This window comes from Vibrio tetraodonis (genome assembly GCF_003350295.1).
Classification (GTDB): Bacteria; Pseudomonadota; Gammaproteobacteria; order Enterobacterales; family Vibrionaceae; genus Vibrio; species Vibrio tetraodonis.
In genome coordinates, this window is the sequence record NZ_QLYY01000006.1 from 272,079 (window position 1) to 288,808 (window position 16,730).

General features: G+C 42.2%; 10 protein-coding genes. 7 read left to right on the top strand and 3 right to left on the bottom strand.

What is annotated here, in order from left to right; genetic code table 11:
- Positions 1-8 precede the first annotated feature (8 nt).
- Positions 9-1,439 carry a DUF2867 domain-containing protein gene (locus DPF90_RS03485; RefSeq protein ID WP_114784726.1) on the bottom strand — a complete coding sequence of 477 codons (1,431 nt, stop codon included), beginning with the start codon at positions 1,437-1,439 and terminating at the stop codon, positions 9-11.
- A gap of 329 nt (positions 1,440-1,768) precedes the next feature.
- Between DPF90_RS03485 and DPF90_RS03490 the strand changes: the two genes are divergently transcribed.
- The 3 genes from DPF90_RS03490 (at position 1,769) to nhaA (ending at position 6,521) form a co-directional block, all read left to right on the top strand.
- On the top strand, positions 1,769-2,440 hold the full coding sequence (locus DPF90_RS03490; RefSeq protein ID WP_114784728.1) for an ABC transporter ATP-binding protein: 672 nt from the start codon (positions 1,769-1,771) through the stop codon (positions 2,438-2,440).
- Positions 2,421-4,874 (top strand): ABC transporter permease, encoded by a 2,454-nt coding sequence (locus DPF90_RS03495; protein ID WP_114784730.1) that lies wholly within the window; start codon positions 2,421-2,423, stop codon positions 4,872-4,874. The genes DPF90_RS03490 and DPF90_RS03495 overlap by 20 nt, the downstream gene beginning before the upstream one ends.
- A gap of 480 nt (positions 4,875-5,354) precedes the next feature.
- Positions 5,355-6,521, top strand: coding sequence for a Na+/H+ antiporter NhaA (nhaA, locus tag DPF90_RS03500; protein ID WP_114784732.1), 1,167 nt, complete (start codon positions 5,355-5,357; stop codon positions 6,519-6,521).
- 56 nt (positions 6,522-6,577) lie between these two features.
- Here nhaA and DPF90_RS03505 read toward each other — a convergent pair whose 3' ends face one another.
- The gene (locus DPF90_RS03505; RefSeq protein WP_114784734.1) at positions 6,578-7,222 is read right to left on the bottom strand and encodes an OmpA family protein; all 645 of its coding nucleotides are present in this window, start codon (positions 7,220-7,222) and stop codon (positions 6,578-6,580) included.
- Entirely contained in the window at positions 7,198-8,511 is a 1,314-nt protein-coding gene (locus DPF90_RS03510) for a TolC family outer membrane protein (protein ID WP_114784735.1), read from the bottom strand. Before DPF90_RS03510 ends, DPF90_RS03505 begins: the two co-directional genes overlap by 25 nt.
- Before the next feature lie 261 nt (positions 8,512-8,772).
- Between DPF90_RS03510 and DPF90_RS03515 the strand changes: the two genes are divergently transcribed.
- The 4 genes from DPF90_RS03515 to nspC all read left to right on the top strand — a co-directional run bounded on the left by DPF90_RS03515 (position 8,773) and on the right by nspC (position 16,718).
- Positions 8,773-10,857, top strand: a complete 2,085-nt coding sequence (locus DPF90_RS03515; protein WP_114784737.1) for a hypothetical protein — start codon at positions 8,773-8,775, stop codon at positions 10,855-10,857.
- Between the two features lie 495 nt (positions 10,858-11,352).
- Positions 11,353-14,250 carry a pyridoxal phosphate-dependent class III aminotransferase gene (locus DPF90_RS03520; protein ID WP_114784739.1) on the top strand — a complete coding sequence of 966 codons (2,898 nt, stop codon included), beginning with the start codon at positions 11,353-11,355 and terminating at the stop codon, positions 14,248-14,250.
- Between the two features lie 16 nt (positions 14,251-14,266).
- A complete protein-coding gene (locus DPF90_RS03525; RefSeq protein WP_114784741.1) occupies positions 14,267-15,511 on the top strand; it encodes a carboxynorspermidine synthase in 1,245 nt (414 codons plus the stop codon).
- A gap of 73 nt (positions 15,512-15,584) precedes the next feature.
- Positions 15,585-16,718: a carboxynorspermidine decarboxylase gene (nspC, locus tag DPF90_RS03530; RefSeq protein WP_114784743.1), complete on the top strand. Its 1,134-nt coding sequence runs from the start codon at positions 15,585-15,587 to the stop codon at positions 16,716-16,718.
- The last annotated feature ends 12 nt before the right edge of the window (positions 16,719-16,730 follow it).

Consider the following 16,730-nt stretch of genomic DNA (forward strand, 5'->3'; position numbering starts at 1 on the left):
AATGCTTTTCAGCGCTTCTGAGCTTTATTTACGATGGCACGGACCATGCCTTTGAATATAAATATATGCGCTGGCATCATGGTAAACCAATACAAAAGCCCTCTAAACCCTTGTGGATGCCACCATGCAGTAACTGATAGTTTACGCGTGTCACCTAAATCTCTCAGTGAAAACTCTAAACGCCCCAGTCCTGGGGCTCTAAGACCGAACAATAGAGAAAGGAATTGATTTTTCTCGTAACGAATAACTTTCCATGAGTCGATATAATCCCCAACTTTCATCTCTGGACTAGAGGGGGAGCGCCTGATAGGGCGTTTGCCTCCAAATGGTAAATCGAGCCATTCTCTGATTCTCCATAATAAATTAGCGTAAAAATAGCCTTCCTCTCGACTCCCAAACAGTTGGATAGTGCGCCAAAGCTTATCGGCGCTAACTTGGGTTTGAATACTTGCGCCTGTTTGTTTCGGGTAGTAGCCATAATCTGGCTGCCAGCGTTTAAATGCTGTTGGATCATATCCCCAAACTTCGCTTTCTATATAGTCACTTTCCGCTGAGATGGCTTGTTGGACCATTTCTTTATAACCGATTAAGTTTTGAGGGTATCGCATATGAATGGCTTGCCAGTCTGCAACAAAGTCATGCTTCAAACCAGAGAGCAGTGCTGCACCTATCGATTTAGGGACTGAGGTGATTATTCCAAGCCAATACGAGGCAAACTTTGGCGTCAGTAGATTAGTGGAAAAAATCCGAATAGGCTTATTTATTGTTTGACTGATAACCTCAAGTTGTTCCCTATAAGTTAGGATATTCGGTCCTCCAACCTCAAATAGATTATGTGTTGTTGGCGCCTCTTGCGCCAGCTCGATTAAATAATGATTTAAGTTTTCAAGCGCGATTGGGTTGGCTTTGCAATCAATCCATTTAGGCGTTATCAACAAAGGCATATTAAAAACGAAATCGCGCATAATTTCGAACGCAGCCGAACCAGGACCAATAATGACACCAGCTCTAAGTTCAGTTACTGGGCGGCCAGCCTGACGTATGATATCACCCGTCATTAGCCGTGCTTTTAAATGCTCGGAATCGCCAGTCTGAGGTTGAAGGGCACTAAGATATATGACATGTTGTACATCGCTGTTTTTGAGCGCGGATTTAAAGTTAGTTGCAAGGGAAAGTTCATATTCGAGAAAGTCGTGACCATGGGCCATTCCATGAACGAGAAAGTAAATAATGTCGAACTTTGCAACCGTATTTATTGTGGTTTCTTTATCGGCTAAGTCGAGATAAATGAGGGATAGATTTTTGCGAGGTCGTACTCGTGCCTTAAGGTAATCTATTTGTCTCGCTGCTGCCGTGACATGGTAACCCAAGTCGCATAGCTTTGAGAGTAGTTGGGAGCCAACGTATCCTGATGCACCTAGCACTAATATTTTTTTCATCGTATTCCTTCTTACATCAAAATCTGAGCTTTTATTTTTGAAATACTGGCGCAGACCTTTGGGAGCTGATAAGCACGCGAATTGGTATATTTATAATTTCTGTTTATACGTTAGCTTATTGATTGGTAACCTGAAAACGATAGTCTTCGTCGGATCTCTGTAGTGAATAGATCGTCACAGTTTTGATCAAACCTAGAAGTGTTCCGAAAACTCATTGTTGAGTGAATGAAAATTAGAACGTCTTGCGTGAGCCGGTATCCAAAGTTCTTTCTCAAGGCCGCAATTTAGTGTAGATTCACAGTCCAATTTTAAAAATTGTGAGATTTTTGATGCTGCAACTAACAGACCTTTGTAAAGGTTATGTGGATGGTGGAGAGTTTCACCCTGTACTACAAGGTGCTGAGTTGTTATTGGATCAAGGCGAGCAAGTGGCTTTGATGGGCGAGAGTGGTTCCGGTAAGAGCACATTACTCAATCTTATCGCGGGGATAGACACAGTTGATTCAGGAGAGATCCTGTTCCCTCACTTTTCAATGCATCAAGTAGGTGAAAACCAACGGACCTCATATCGCAGGGAAAATATAGGGCTTATATTTCAGCAGTTCAATCTAATCCCTACCTTAAACATCGCGGATAATATACGTTTTTGTCGACAGCTAAAGGGGCTACCTGAAGACATAGCTCTGTGGCGTCAAATTCTCTCATCGCTCGATCTTATGCCACTCTTGGGACGATACCCTGAAGAAGCTTCTGGCGGCCAGCAACAGAGAGCTGCCATAGCTCGTGCTTTATACATGGAGCCCAAATTGTTACTCGCGGATGAGCCCACAGGCAGTTTAGATGAACGTAATGCTGAAGCTGTGATGCGGTTGCTAACGAGCTTAACTCGAGAACTAGAGTGTACACTGTTATTGGTTACTCACAGTGAGCAAGTCGCGTCTCATATGAAAGGAAGGGTGCGCCTCCAAGGAGGGCTGTTACATGTTATGGCCAGTAGTTAAAGCATTATTGGGCCATTACAGACGCTACCCTTTTCAAATTATTCTTGTCTGGCTTGGTCTTACCTTGGGTGTATCTCTTTTGGTCGGTGTGACATCGATTAACGAGCATGCGAAAAGTAGTTATCAACACGGAGAAAAGCTTTTTTCTAACCCCCTTCCATACCGAATTCGCCCTAAGCACATTACTAATAAGATACCGCAAGGCTTTTATGTACAACTTCGACGAGATGGATTTGACCAATGTGCGCCTTTTGACCGTCTAAGACTCAACCTTAGTGACGGTTCTGAACTGGTTTTAGTTGGCCTTGATCCCCTTGCTATGTGGCAGTCCCACCAAAGCCTAGATTTGAAAGACTTTCCTTCCCTTCCTCTGATGGCAACTCCTCACCCAGTAATGGTTGGCTCTGATCTAGCAGCCTATATGGACTGGCAAGATGGAGACCAAATGACGTTGAGTAATGGCAGTACGCTTGGGCCTATTATTGTCGATAAACTTGGCTTGATTCATGGTACCCAAGTGATCTCTGACATGTCACTGACAAGGATGATAGAGCGTAAAGCAGGCATTTCTTTCATTGCGTGTGGAGAAATGAATGTTGAGAAGTTCGCTCATTTAAAAAACTATTTACCTAATGGAATGATTATAACGAGGAGTTCCCATACCGAGCTTGAATCGATAACACGAGCATTTCATATTAATTTGAGTGCTATGGGGATGCTGGCTTTTCTCGTAGGTTTGTTCATTTTTTACCAAGCAATGTCTTTGTCTTTGACTCAAAGGCAGCCTCTTGTTGGTATTCTTCGCCAAACTGGTGTCTCCGGAAGCCAGCTCACGGTTGCTCTGGGTATTGAGCTATTAATCCTGATCTTTTTCAGTTGGCTGTGCGGGAATCTTTTGGGGATAGTTCTTGCCAATCAGCTAATACCTGCGGTGTCAGGTAGTTTGCGAGACTTGTATGATGCAAATGTCGAGCTTGTTGTTTCATGGAGCTGGTCATCAGCAATATACAGCTTAGCCATGTCAATAATTGGGGCTTTTTTAACATGTGCATGGCCGATAGTAAGACTGCTTCAAACCCAGCCAGTAAGGCTCACTACTAGATTGTCATTAGTGCGCTTTTCTGGTACTGAATTTTCATTGCAAGCAGCATTCGCATGTGTGTTGTGCATTGTTGCGATTGCGATTTATCAGGCACCACAAACGCAAGTCTCTGGGCTCGTCATTATTGCTCTTATGTTAGTGAGTGTGGCATTGTTTACGCCGTATTTTATTTGGAAACTCTTTGATAGCCTTTCATACGTGCTTAAGTGGCCTAAAGCGAGATGGTTTTTCTCTGATGCTGCTGCAAGTATGAGTTATAGAGGGGTTGCAACAATGGCGTTTATGTTGGCAATGGCTGCGAATATTGGTGTAGAAACTATGGTCGGTAGTTTCCGCGATACTACTGATAGGTGGTTGAGCCAACGCTTAGGCGCTGACCTGTACATATACCCCAGTGTTAACTCTGTAACTAGGATGACTGGTTGGCTGTCTGAACAACCTGAAGTCGAGTCTGTTTGGTGGCGATGGGAGCAGAAGATTGATTTGGCAGATGAATCGATTCAAGTAGTAAGCACGGGCCACTCTGATGGCGAATGGGATTCTCTCACCGTAAAAATAGGTGTTCCTAATTACTGGTATCATTTGCACCATTCTAAGGGGGTAATGATCAGTGAATCAATGGCAATCAAACGAGGTCTTCGCCCTGGAGACTATATTGATTTATTTGGTCAGTTAGGTAAACGCTGGCAGGTCGTGGGTGTCTATTATGATTATGGCAACCCCTACAATCAGATAATGTTGTCTCACCAAAACTGGTTAAAAGCGTTTAAAGATAGTGGTTCGGTGACTCTGGGAGTGATACTCCAAGATGGTGTGAATATTTCAGGCTTAAAACACCGTTTGGAATCAGTTTTCCGAGTGGGGGCTGAACGAACTTATGATAATAGTCATATCCATAAGAAAGCGATGAAGGTTTTCGATAGAACCTTTTCTATTGCAGACACTCTTGGCAACATTACGCTTGTTATAGCAATATGCGGTATTTTTTTCGCTAGTCTAGCAGGAGAAGTATCCCGACAAAGACATATATCATTACTAAGATGTCTAGGAATAACAGGTAAAGAGCTGGTTCTTATGGGGAGCTTACAATTGTTTCTTTTTGGTGCTATTTCAGTATTTATCGCTTTGCCTCTAGGTCTCGCTTTAGCTAATCTGATCGTTGATATTGTTATGAAGCCTTCCTTAGGTTGGACTCTAAGCCTCCAGTTGCTCTCCGGAGAGTATTTTCAAACTAGCATTATGGCAATGTGCTCTCTTATGCTCGCGGGAGCTCTGCCAACGATGAGAATGATTAGGCATACGCCAATGAAGTTTGTACGGAACTCTTTATAGCATGACTAAGGTTAAGGGTCTGTAGTGATTGTTGGCGGTGCATGCTGTGCTCAGAGTTATTACAACAAGGGCCATTGGTTGCATCGTTATACCGCAATATGAACCTCACTAAAAGTAATATATTACAACGATTTAAAGTGCGATTGACAACGGAGTCATCTTTTTTTGATGCTCTATTGACAAGGTAGAATCAAGACATTTGTCTCCCATTAAGCGTCCGGTTTTGTGCTATTGATGGACTGCCAAACCGGAATGGCACTAAATTTTTGGTATTTATCTCAAGAGTTGTTGTTTATATTGGTAATTCTCTGAATTTACCTATAATTAAGACAGGAATAAACGTGGTGTTACTCTTTAATTGTCGAAAATACCGAAGTGTAACCTCCAAACAAGCGATTTTTCCTTAAGGGTATCTATGCGTAAACTCAGCTCTAGTGTTTGTTCATCGTGTATTAACATAATAATTTAAGGGACGATATCATGAATGATATTATTCGCCACTTCTTTAAAATGGAGTCAGCTGGAGGCATTCTTCTCGTCATTGCTGCAGCAATCGCAATGACTATCGCCAATACACCGCTTAATGACGTTTATCAATCGGTTCTTCAGTCTTATGTGCTAGGTTTGTCTGTTTCACACTGGATTAATGATGGCTTGATGGCGATATTTTTCCTCATCATTGGCCTTGAGGTGAAGCGTGAATTACTCGAAGGAGCACTTAAGTCGAAGGAAACCGCAATATTCCCTGCGATCGCAGCAGTAGGGGGGATGTTAGCTCCGGCTCTTGTATACGTGGCTTTTAACTATGGTGATGCGGATGCTATTCGTGGCTGGGCTATTCCAGCTGCAACTGATATTGCTTTTGCGCTCGGTATTATGGCTCTTTTAGGTAACCGTGTTCCCGTAAGTTTGAAAGTCTTCCTGCTGGCATTAGCTATTATTGATGATTTAGGCGTAGTGGTGATCATCGCTCTCTTTTACACAGGAGAATTGTCGACCACAGCGTTGGGTGTTGGCTTTGCAATGACAGCAGCCTTATTTATCTTAAATGCCAAGAAAGTTACTAAGCTCACCCCTTATATCATAGTCGGTGCGATACTTTGGTTTGCTGTATTAAAATCGGGTGTCCATGCAACATTAGCTGGAGTAGTCATAGGCTTTGCAATACCTTTGAAAGGTAAGAAAGACGAAGAATCACCTCTCAAGAAAATGGAACATGGGTTGCATCCTTATGTCGCTTTTGGAATTCTTCCAGTATTTGCGTTCGCTAATGCAGGTATTTCACTTGCAGGTGTTTCGATTGATGGCCTGACGTCTATGCTCCCACTGGGAATTGCTCTAGGCTTACTACTTGGAAAACCAGTGGGAATTTTTACTTTCAGTTGGGTGGCTGTTAAAGCTGGGGTTGCTAAACTACCGGAGGGGATTAACTTCATTCATATATTCGCAGTATCGATTTTATGTGGTATTGGTTTCACGATGTCGATATTTATATCGTCTTTGGCCTTCGGTCAAGCGAATCCAGAGTACGATACATATGCGAGATTAGGAATCTTAATGGGCTCCACCATATCAGCGGTGCTTGGGTATATACTTCTTCGCGTATCACTTCCCGATAATACCAAAATGGCAAATAGACCAGCCTAATCTAAATTGGAAAAAAGCGCTCATCATAAAAGGAGCGCTTTTAGTTTGCAGAAAAGTTATTTTTCTATGATGCTAAATATGGTCCACTCTTCAACTACTGTTTCATCTAGACCGATAACACTTGCTGTCACACTGCGGTTTGCAGCATGAGCGACTTCGTCATCTCCTTCATCTTCTAACCTGCTCTCACCAAACCCCACGATAGTGACTCGCTCGGGTGCTATACCGTAATACAATAATTCGTCCTGTACGGCTGCTGCTCTTTTTTTCGATAACTTAAGGTTATATGCTGCTGAGCCTACTTTGCTTGTGTAACCTCGTATTTGAATCGACGCAGACATATATTTTTCCAAGAAGTCGGCCATTTCTTGTATTTGGTCCGAAAATACAGGATTAACTTCATATGAATCGTGTTCGAAAAGGACTCTTAATGCCCGCTCTTCTTGTGCTTTGACCGAACTCGCACATCCGTCATTATCGATTTTTGCCCCCTCTGGGGTATCCGGACACAGATCTCTTGCATTAACTACTCCATCTCTATCATCATCCGTCAAGTCTGCTACTTGGACAGCTCTGGGCGTATCTATATAACGATATTCATCTTCGTTAGCCTGAGACGCAAAAGATAAGGCAATACCAACACTGGTCAGTGTAAATATACTTACGCTTTTCACGATCAATACTCCACTTGTTCCGCCCATTCAGATGGGACATCGACTAATAAAGAATCTAATAAATTACCAGTGGCATTCATCACACGATACTTTGCATATTGCTCTGCATAATGTGCATCAAGGTAGTCTCTTCGTGCTTCAAATAGCTCGTTTTCTGTGTTGAGAAGGTCTAGCAGCGTTCTCTGACCGATTTGATATTGTTTTTCATAGGCGATCACGGTTTCCGATGCCGAATCAACGTGATCTGCGAGAAAGTCTTTTTGTTGTAAAGTAAGGTCCAAAGCACTCCATGATAACCTCAAACTTTCCTCTACTTGGCGATAGGCATCGTCACGTAAGTCTTTTGCTCTATTTAGTTGATATGCTGCACGTTCAGAAAGATCTTTATCCGATCCTCCATTGAAAAGGTTATAGCTTAATCTGAGCATAGCGAGTGATTCATCGCTACTACCGATATTCCCTCCAGCATCATCTCTCCATGTTTGGCTTGCTTCAACCGATATTGTCGGGTAGTAGCTACCTTTGGATTGTTTATACTGGTAACGCGCGGAGTCAACATCAGCCTGAGAAATTTTAATCACAGGGTGTTCACTAAAGGCAGTATCCAATGCTTCTTCAAGAGTCATTGGCAGCATAGACTGGTCAGCTTGAGGATAAATCAAACCCAACGGGCTCTGTCCAACTAATCTTCTAAACTGAGTATGGGTATCGATTAGGTTATTTTGTGCGGCAAGTAGATTACCGTGCGCTTTAGCAATACGAGCTTCTACTTGAGTAACGTCGGCAGTGGACCCAATGCCTGAGTCTGCACGCTTTTTGATATCACGGTATATCTTTTTGTGCACGGCAAGATTGCTCTCAGAAAGAGCAAGAACTTCATTTGATTTGACAGCATTAAGATAAATATCAGTGACTTGCAATGCTAGATCGGAAGCATCTGCCAATAATTGTAACCTAGACGATTCAGCCTGTGCTGCAGTTCTGTCGATATCGTTCAGAGTTGCATTTCCATCCCATAAAAGTTGAGTGAGTATGATAGATGCTTCTTTTCTGGTTAAGTCCGTATCGGTCCTACCAGATGATCTTGCGGGGCTTATACTTTCTCTGCCTAATCCTGCGTCTAAGTCAACATTGGGTAAGTAGGCACCAAAAGAGGCATCTGCCTCCTTTAAAGCACTTTTGTACAGGTTGAACGTGCCCTTTAGTTCAGGGCTCGTTGCCAACGTAATTGATACTGCTTGCTCAAGAGTTTGGCTATTGCTGGTAAAACCAACTAAAGCGACGCTACTGGCCAGAATCGCTTGTTTCCAGTTCAAGGGAGACTCCTTTCTAATTAAACTAGCGAAAAATAAGGTAAAGGACGCAAGGTTTTATCTTATCTTTCATGAATGCAATTCATTGAATAATATAGTACAACTGACTGAAAAAATGGAAACTTTTTACCAAAAATGCAAATTAAGTATCGAAAAGATGTAAAGATGTACAAAACGCTTATTTACAGGTTGGCGCAATACGCATGCAAGGACTAAATTTAATAGTATGTATAGATGTGCGTGTAGCAAAGGTGGGCGTTATTCATGTCAGTCGTTATTGATGCAAATGGTCAACTAAGAGAGCTTACTCCGGGAGAAGCTCCGAGGGCAGGAGAAGTTATCGTTGAATTTGGACAAGGTGCTCCTGCAGCAACAGATCTGGATGCTCAATTAGTCACTGATGATGGTGAAACATTTGACATAGATTTAGATAGCGAAATAGCATCGATATTCGATCAGATAGAACAGGGGATTGACCCAACCCAAAACGAAGAGTTTGCGACAGCGGCAGGAGGGCAGAGCGGCTCTAGTTCTGCTGGTACAATTGAAATTGACAGAACAGCGTCACAAGCCATAGCAAGAACAGACTTTGATACCACAAGCCTGGAGTCTCAAGGGCTTTCTCGCATTCAAAGCTTAGCTTTAGTTAACCTTTTATTCTCTCCTAACTCTGCCTCTCCAGTAGCCATTGATCCCTCTCCAGAATTTATTCCTAACGACGGTGAGCGATATAGCTTTACCTATAATGAAAATTCGACTGATTCCGATGTTATTGGTACGGTGTCAGCCAGTGACACCGAAGGGGTCATATACAGTATAACAACCAACATTGTTAGTGGTGGTGAAAACCTTTTTCAAATCAATCCGACTACTGGAGAGATAAGATTATCTGCCGAAGGTAGTTCGTCTTTTGCTAATGAGTTTGAAGCTCTTAGAAACGTCCACAATATCGTGGTGACAGCAACGGAAGCTGGTGGGTCTGGTTCACAGCAATCTACAGCGATTAACGTCGAACTGTCCGAATTAAATGTGAATGAGTTGCCAGTCGCACAAAGCTTCAGTATTGATGCTGAAGACCTAGTTTCTGTACCGGTTGTTTTTGATTCTACAGACTCTAGCCTTGACCGTATTTCTGATGAAGATGACGACTTTAGTAATGTAAAAATGAATGTCATGATCACTTCTTTGCCAACAAATGGTACTTTGCTTTACACCGACACATCTGGCCAAACAAGGATTCTTACGGTTTCTGACCTCCACATAGCAGGCCAAACAGCAGATAACGCAAAGTTACTAAACCCTGACAACATTACCTATATTCCAGCAGCCGGGCCGTCTTTTGAAATTGGGTATAGTGGTGATCCTTCCAATATAATCCTCGATAATGGTTTCTACCGTTGGGGTGACTATATTAGTGCTACCGAAAGATCGGTCACCTTGGATAATGGGCGAACTATAGGGATTTCCATTACAAATAATGGAGGAAAAGCACTTAAACAATATACAGGCACCAAAAAGCATATAGGGTGGGGGCTGGGTGATGTAGATGGGTCAGGAATGAATAAAAACGAAACTCTCGTTATTGACCTAGTTAACAACCCTCTTTATGCAGTTTCTTTTGGTTTAGATGGTTTAGGAGGGGCATTTACAGCTAACGGTCGTAACTATGTTGAGGTGGTTTACGGGCTTGCTGACGGAACTACTCACACTGAACGTTACCAAAAGGATGTAGGACATACAGGCAATAGCCAAATTCTATATGGGTATACCTATTCTTCGCCTGATGTACCCATTGTATCAATGGAGTTAACCTCAAACAACGGTAGTTGGGAACTTCGTTATCTTTCCGGTAATCAGCAGGTGACAGAAGATGTAACTTTTGATTACGTAACGGTAGACTCCGATTCGGTCATTAGTAACGAAGCCACTGTTACGATTGATGTAAGCGATTCCCCTCAATATGAAGTGCTATCTGCAGCCAGTGAAGTGACAGCACAACTTGGGAATCAAATTCTACTTGGTGATGCTAGTGATAATGTTTTTAAATGGTTAGACAATACTCTAGACAGAGGTACGGATGTAGTTAAAAATTTTGATCTAGGGAATGATTTACTCGATTTTAGAGACATTTTGGATGATAACGATGTTGAAGTCGCTGACCTGATCAACAAAATAGTACTGTCTGTAGAAAACGATAATGTTATTTTAAAGGTCAGTGATGAAGGTACGGACCAAACGGTCATTCTTGAGGGGGTGGTGACCTCATTCGAAAATGCAGGCTTAATAGTTAATAATGGTATTATTGATGAACTCAATACTCTGGCTCAAATTTTGAAAGTGGACAGTTAATTATCCATTCTGAGTGTTATATGTTCTTTTTAGGTCGAGTCACATAAATTCTCGTATCTCGCACGAAGTTCTTGTTAAACGTTTTCTTTTACTGTATTTTCTCGAGCAATCTCGGGTTTGTCTTAATATTGATACACTGGGGGATACGCGTGATAACTATTCAGGCTGAGTATTTATCGCGTAGGGTAGGTATCGATAAGTTCTTTTATCGATAGACGGGATACTAATGTCGCCATGCGGCATGTTGATGGGAAACCCAACATTGAACTCACATAAAAAACACACACTGATCAGCTTTGTTCTACCTCAATGCCCTGTATTACAAAACAGTTGCATTACTGAACCTTGATTCCCCCAATTATAAGTTTTAATCCATTTATTCGATGGAGCGTATTCGTATAGCCACTTTTTGTGGTTTTGATACGAACGGGCAGCTGCACCTGCTATCCCATATAATAGTTAAATAAGTTACACAGAATATCGAAGGAGCTAGTCATGAGTACTGCCTTTGAAGTCGATAATTCGTTGAATGAAAACAATATCGCAAGTCCATTTTCGTCACAAATTCCCGTTGTAGATGGAGTTTACGACCTCACCCCTGATTCCGTTTTACAAGAGCAATCCGAACATGAATCTGAGGTCCGTTCATATCCTCGTCGACTCCCTATAGCTATAAGACAAGCTTATGGAGTGCTAGTTGAAGATACACGAGGTCAGATCTTTTTGGATTGCTTAGCGGGTGCTGGTACGCTTGCTCTTGGTTATAACCATCCGGAAATCAATCAAGCACTCAAAAATCAGCTTGATTCGGGCCTTCCATACCAAACGCTTGATATTGCGACGAAAGCCAAAACGAACTTTATTCAGTCGGTGAAAAGCTTTCTTCCGCAAGAGCTTGGAGAAAATTGTGTTATTCAGTTCTGTGGACCTTCAGGAGCGGATGCTGTAGAGGCTGCGATCAAACTTGCTAAACAAACCACTGGTAGAAATACCATGTTTGCTTTCCGAGGTGCTTATCATGGAATGACTAATGGCACTATGGGCATGATGGGTAATTTAGGTACAAAAGCTCGCCGTACTGGCTTGATGTCGGATGTACATTTTATGCCATTCCCGTACGACTTGCGTTGTCCTTTTGGTTTGGGTGGAGAAGAGGGAGCACGTGCTGGTATCCGTTACATTGAGCGCTTGCTCAATGATGACGAGGCCGGAATCATGAAGCCTGCAGCTATTATCGTCGAACCTATCCAAGGTGAGGGTGGTGTCATACCTGCGCCAGCATTCTGGCTACAAGAGCTTCGCCGTATTTGTGATGAACATGAAATACTACTTATCTTTGACGAAATACAATGCGGCGTTGGTAAATCTGGATACCATTTTGCGTTCGAGGAAGCGGGTATCGTTCCTGACATATTATGTTTATCCAAAGCAATTGGTGGAGGCTTGCCAATGTCTCTGCTGGTGATCAATAAAGAGCATGATACTTGGTTACCTGGAGAGCATACGGGTACGTTTCGTGGCAACCAACTTGCGATGGTTTCTGGTGCAAAGGCCCTAGAGATCATCGAGCGTGACAATCTTGTTGAACACGCAAATGTTGCTGGTCAGTATTTACGTTTGGGGCTGGAAGGTATTCAAAAGCGTGTCAACTGTATTGCTGATGTACGCGGTAAAGGCTTGATGTTGGGTGTAGAAATTTGTCAGCCAAATCAGAAACGAAACAAGTTTGGTGAACCTGCATCAGATGGCGAATTAACCTTATCTATCCAGCGCGCGGCTCTCGAGAGAGGCTTAATGGTTGAAAAAGGTGGGCGAGATGGTGCGGTCATCCGTTTCCTACCACCACTTATTATTTCTTTTGAACAGATCGATTTTGCTCTTTGCGTTCTCGAAGACGCTATTTTGGCTGCTGGCGGTGCATATAAGGAGCAACAGGAATCAAATCAAACATGGAAAAAGCACTTCATTCAAACAGGTGGAATGGAGAAGGCTGATTTTAGTAAAGCCATGCACCATGCGACTGAGGCAATGGAAAAAGTGTTTGAGCAAGTCAGTGGTCCTTACTCAGGCATTGAACCTAAACAACTTGAGGAGTTAATCAATGCGGTTGACTTAAATAATCAACAGTCAAATCTGCTAGATGTTATTGACCATACTGCAGATCTTGTTGCTAAAAATGCCATATTCACACAGCACTCAGATTGTATAGCACATTTACATACACCTCCGCTGCTATCGTCGATAGTGGCTGAGACTATCATTGCTTCTTTGAATCAGTCTATGGACTCTTGGGATCAAGCTTCATCTGCAACCTATGTCGAACAAAAAGTAGTGAGTTGGCTGTGTGAAACATATCAACTAGGCAAAATGTCTGATGGTATTTTCACTAGCGGTGGAACCCAGAGTAACCAAATGGGATTGATGTTGGCGCGAGATTGGATTGCAGATAGGTTATCTGGTCATTCAGTCCGTCAACATGGGCTTCCAGATTACGCTGGTAAGCTGAGGATTATTTGTTCAGAAAAATCGCATTTCACCATTCATAAGGCCGCATCATGGATGGGGCTTGGTAAGCAATCTATATTGACGGTTCCAACCAATATTGATGGCACTATGGATTCAGCGCAATTGGAAAGGGTGGTTGCAGACGCTAAATTTAATGGCCTCATCCCATTTGCTATTGTAGGTACTGCTGGCACGACAGATCATGGTGCAATTGATGATTTGAATACGCTTGCTGATATAGCAGATGCTCATCAAATGTGGATGCATGTCGATGGGGCATACGGCGGAGCGCTGGTATTAAGTAGTCACAAAGACCGTTTGGCAGGGATAGAACGTGCGCATTCTATAAGTGTTGATTTTCATAAGTTATTTTATCAAACCATAAGTTGTGGTTCTTTACTGGTTAAAGATAAAGTTCACTTTAAGTATTTGCTTCATCATGCAGATTATCTTAATAGAGAACACGACGAGTTACCTAATCTTGTCGATAAGTCTATCGCAACCACTAAACGGTTCGATGCCTTAAAGGTGTTTATGACGATGCAAAACGTAGGGCCTAAAACATTAGGGGCCATGTATGATCATCTGTTAGAACAAACCCAGAAGGTTGCCGAGTTAATTACCCAAGAGAAACACTTCGAGCTTTTATCAACCCCATTACTGTCGACTGTTTTATTTAGAGTCACAAGTAAACATTCGGTAGATCTAAATGAATTGAATAAAAGAGTTCGACTTGAAGCTTTAACACGTGGTGTTGCTGTATTGGGCGAAACCATTGTTGACGATAAAACGGTACTTAAATTTACGATTCTCAATCCATGTTTAGCCATGTCTGACTTTGAATCATTAATCGCAAAAATAAACAAGCTAGCAATTGAGTTAGCGTAACTTAGGTAATAAAACTATGGCAATTCTTCAGATTGGCGCAGGTGGTGTTGGCTGGGTAGTGGCACACAAAGCAGCGCAAAATAATAAGATCTTGGGTGATATTACTATTGCTTCGAGAACAATAAACAAGTGTGAAAAAATTATTGCTTCGATTGATAAGAAAAATAACCTACAGGATCCGACAAAAAAGCTAGAAGCAAAAGCTGTTAATGCCGATGATGTAGATGCTCTCGTTGCTTTAATTAATGAAGTCAAACCTGACTTGGTGATTAATGCTGGTCCTCCATGGGTTAATATGACGATCATGGAAGCGTGCTATCAAGCTAAAGTATCGTATTTGGATACGTCGGTTGCCGTTGATCTTTGCTCGGAAGGGCAGCAAGTACCACAAGCTTATGATTGGCAATGGGGTTATCGTGAGAAGTTTGCAGAAGCTGGTATAACTGGAATTCTGGGGGCTGGTTTTGATCCGGGTGTTGTGTCTGTATTTGCAGCCTATGCAGTTAAACATTTATTCGATGAGATCGATACAATCGACGTTATGGATGTGAACGCAGGTGATCACGGTAAGAAATTTGCCACTAACTTTGATCCAGAAACGAACATGCTTGAAATTCAAGGCGACTCTTTTTACTGGGAAAATGAACAGTGGAAGCAAGTACCCTGTCATTCGAGAATGCTAGAGTTTGATTTTCCATTAGTCGGGAAACACAAAGTCTATTCTATGGCTCATGATGAAGTCAGATCAATGCAAGAGTTTATTCCGGCAAAACGAATTGAGTTTTGGATGGGGTTTGGTGATAAATATCTTAACTACTTTAACTGTATGCGAGATATCGGTTTATTAAGTCCGGATCCTTTGACTTTGCATGATGGTACCACGGTTCAACCCCTTCATGTTTTAAAGGCGCTGCTTCCTGACCCAACATCTCTTGCCCCTGGGTATGTAGGTAAAACTTGTATCGGAACTTGGGTTCAAGGTAAGAAAGACGGTAAAGAGCGTAGTGTCTTTATTTATAACAATGCAGACCATCAAGTAGCCTATGAAGATGTAGAGCATCAAGCAATCTCGTACACTACTGGTGTACCAGCCATTACAGCAGCATTGCAATTTTTCAACGGTAAATGGGCTGATAAGGGTGTGTTCAATATGGAACAACTCGACCCAGATCCATTCTTGGAAACTATGCCTGAGATTGGCCTTGATTGGCATGTTCAGGAATTAGAAGTTGGACAGCCAGATATTCAGATTTTGAAATAATTTCTAGCCCTATTCATTTACCCAAAAGCCGGTACTTAGTTATCGGCTTTATTCGATTTTACGGTATTTAGAAATGCAAAAAAGTGAATTAAAAACACCCTATTTTATGATCAATGAAGCCAAGCTGATTGAGAATTTAGAGCAGGCTAAGAAACTAAAAGAGATATCAGGTGCAAAATTGGTATTGGCTCTTAAGTGCTTCTCAACTTGGGGCGTTTTTAACATCATTAAACCTTATTTAGATGGTACTACGAGTTCAGGTCCATATGAAGTCAAACTTGGATATGAGGCATTCGGCGGAGAAACGCATGCTTACAGTGTGGGATACAGCGAGGATGATGTTCGTGAAGTCGCTGATATTTGTGATAAATTAATTTTCAATTCACATAGCCAGCTGTCCGCTCATCGTCATATTGTCGAAGATAAGACATCGATCGGTCTTAGGCTGAATCCTGGCGTTAGCTATGCAGGGCAAGATTTAGCCAACCCTGCAAGACAGTTTTCTCGTTTGGGTGTACAGTTCGATCGTATAGATCCCGCAGTATTTGAAAGTATTGATGGTGTTATGTTCCACATGAATTGTGAAAATAAGGATGTGGATGCGTTTATTCGGTTGTTAGACTCAGTTTCAGAAACATTTGGTCAATATCTCGATAAGCTTTCTTGGGTCAGTTTGGGTGGAGGCGTGTTTTTCACGTGGCCGGGTTATGATATTGAAAAGTTGGGCCTAGCACTTAAAGCGTTCGCACATAAGCATGGTGTACAAGTTTATTTAGAGCCGGGTGAAGCTATCATTACTAAGACGACTGATTTGGTCGTGACTGTGGTCGATATCGTTGAGAATGGTATGAGAACCGCTATTGTTGATTCTGCTACAGAAGCACATCGCCTAGATACCCTTATATATAACGAGCCTGCATCAATTCGTGAAGCATCAAAACAGGGTCATTATGAATATGTCATAGGATCATGTTCATGTTTAGCTGGAGACCAGTTTTGTGTGGCAAATTTTGAGCAGCCGCTTGAAATTGGGCAGCGCCTGCATATTTTGGATAGTGCTGGTTATACAATGGTGAAACTTAATTGGTTCAATGGCCTGCGTATGCCGTCTGTGTATTGTGAACGTTCAAATGGTGAACTTCACAAACTTAATGAGTTCAACTATTCAGACTTTAAACGTTCTCTCTCACAGTGGAGTGTTGAATAGAACTGCATAGCC

Bases quoted from the DNA above. Each gene is read 5' to 3' on its own strand.
- nspC (WP_114784743.1), top strand. From the start codon at position 15,585: ATGCAAAAAAGTGAATTAAAAACACCCTATTTTATGATCAATGAAGCC.
- DPF90_RS03505 (WP_114784734.1), bottom strand. From the start codon at position 7,222: ATGGGCGGAACAAGTGGAGTATTGATCGTGAAAAGCGTAAGTATATTT.
- DPF90_RS03485 (WP_114784726.1), bottom strand. From the start codon at position 1,439: ATGAAAAAAATATTAGTGCTAGGTGCATCAGGATACGTTGGCTCCCAA.
- DPF90_RS03490 (WP_114784728.1), top strand. From the start codon at position 1,769: ATGCTGCAACTAACAGACCTTTGTAAAGGTTATGTGGATGGTGGAGAG.
- DPF90_RS03520 (WP_114784739.1), top strand. From the start codon at position 11,353: ATGAGTACTGCCTTTGAAGTCGATAATTCGTTGAATGAAAACAATATC.
- DPF90_RS03495 (WP_114784730.1), top strand. From the start codon at position 2,421: ATGTTATGGCCAGTAGTTAAAGCATTATTGGGCCATTACAGACGCTAC.
- DPF90_RS03515 (WP_114784737.1), top strand. From the start codon at position 8,773: ATGTCAGTCGTTATTGATGCAAATGGTCAACTAAGAGAGCTTACTCCG.
- nhaA (WP_114784732.1), top strand. From the start codon at position 5,355: ATGAATGATATTATTCGCCACTTCTTTAAAATGGAGTCAGCTGGAGGC.
- DPF90_RS03525 (WP_114784741.1), top strand. From the start codon at position 14,267: ATGGCAATTCTTCAGATTGGCGCAGGTGGTGTTGGCTGGGTAGTGGCA.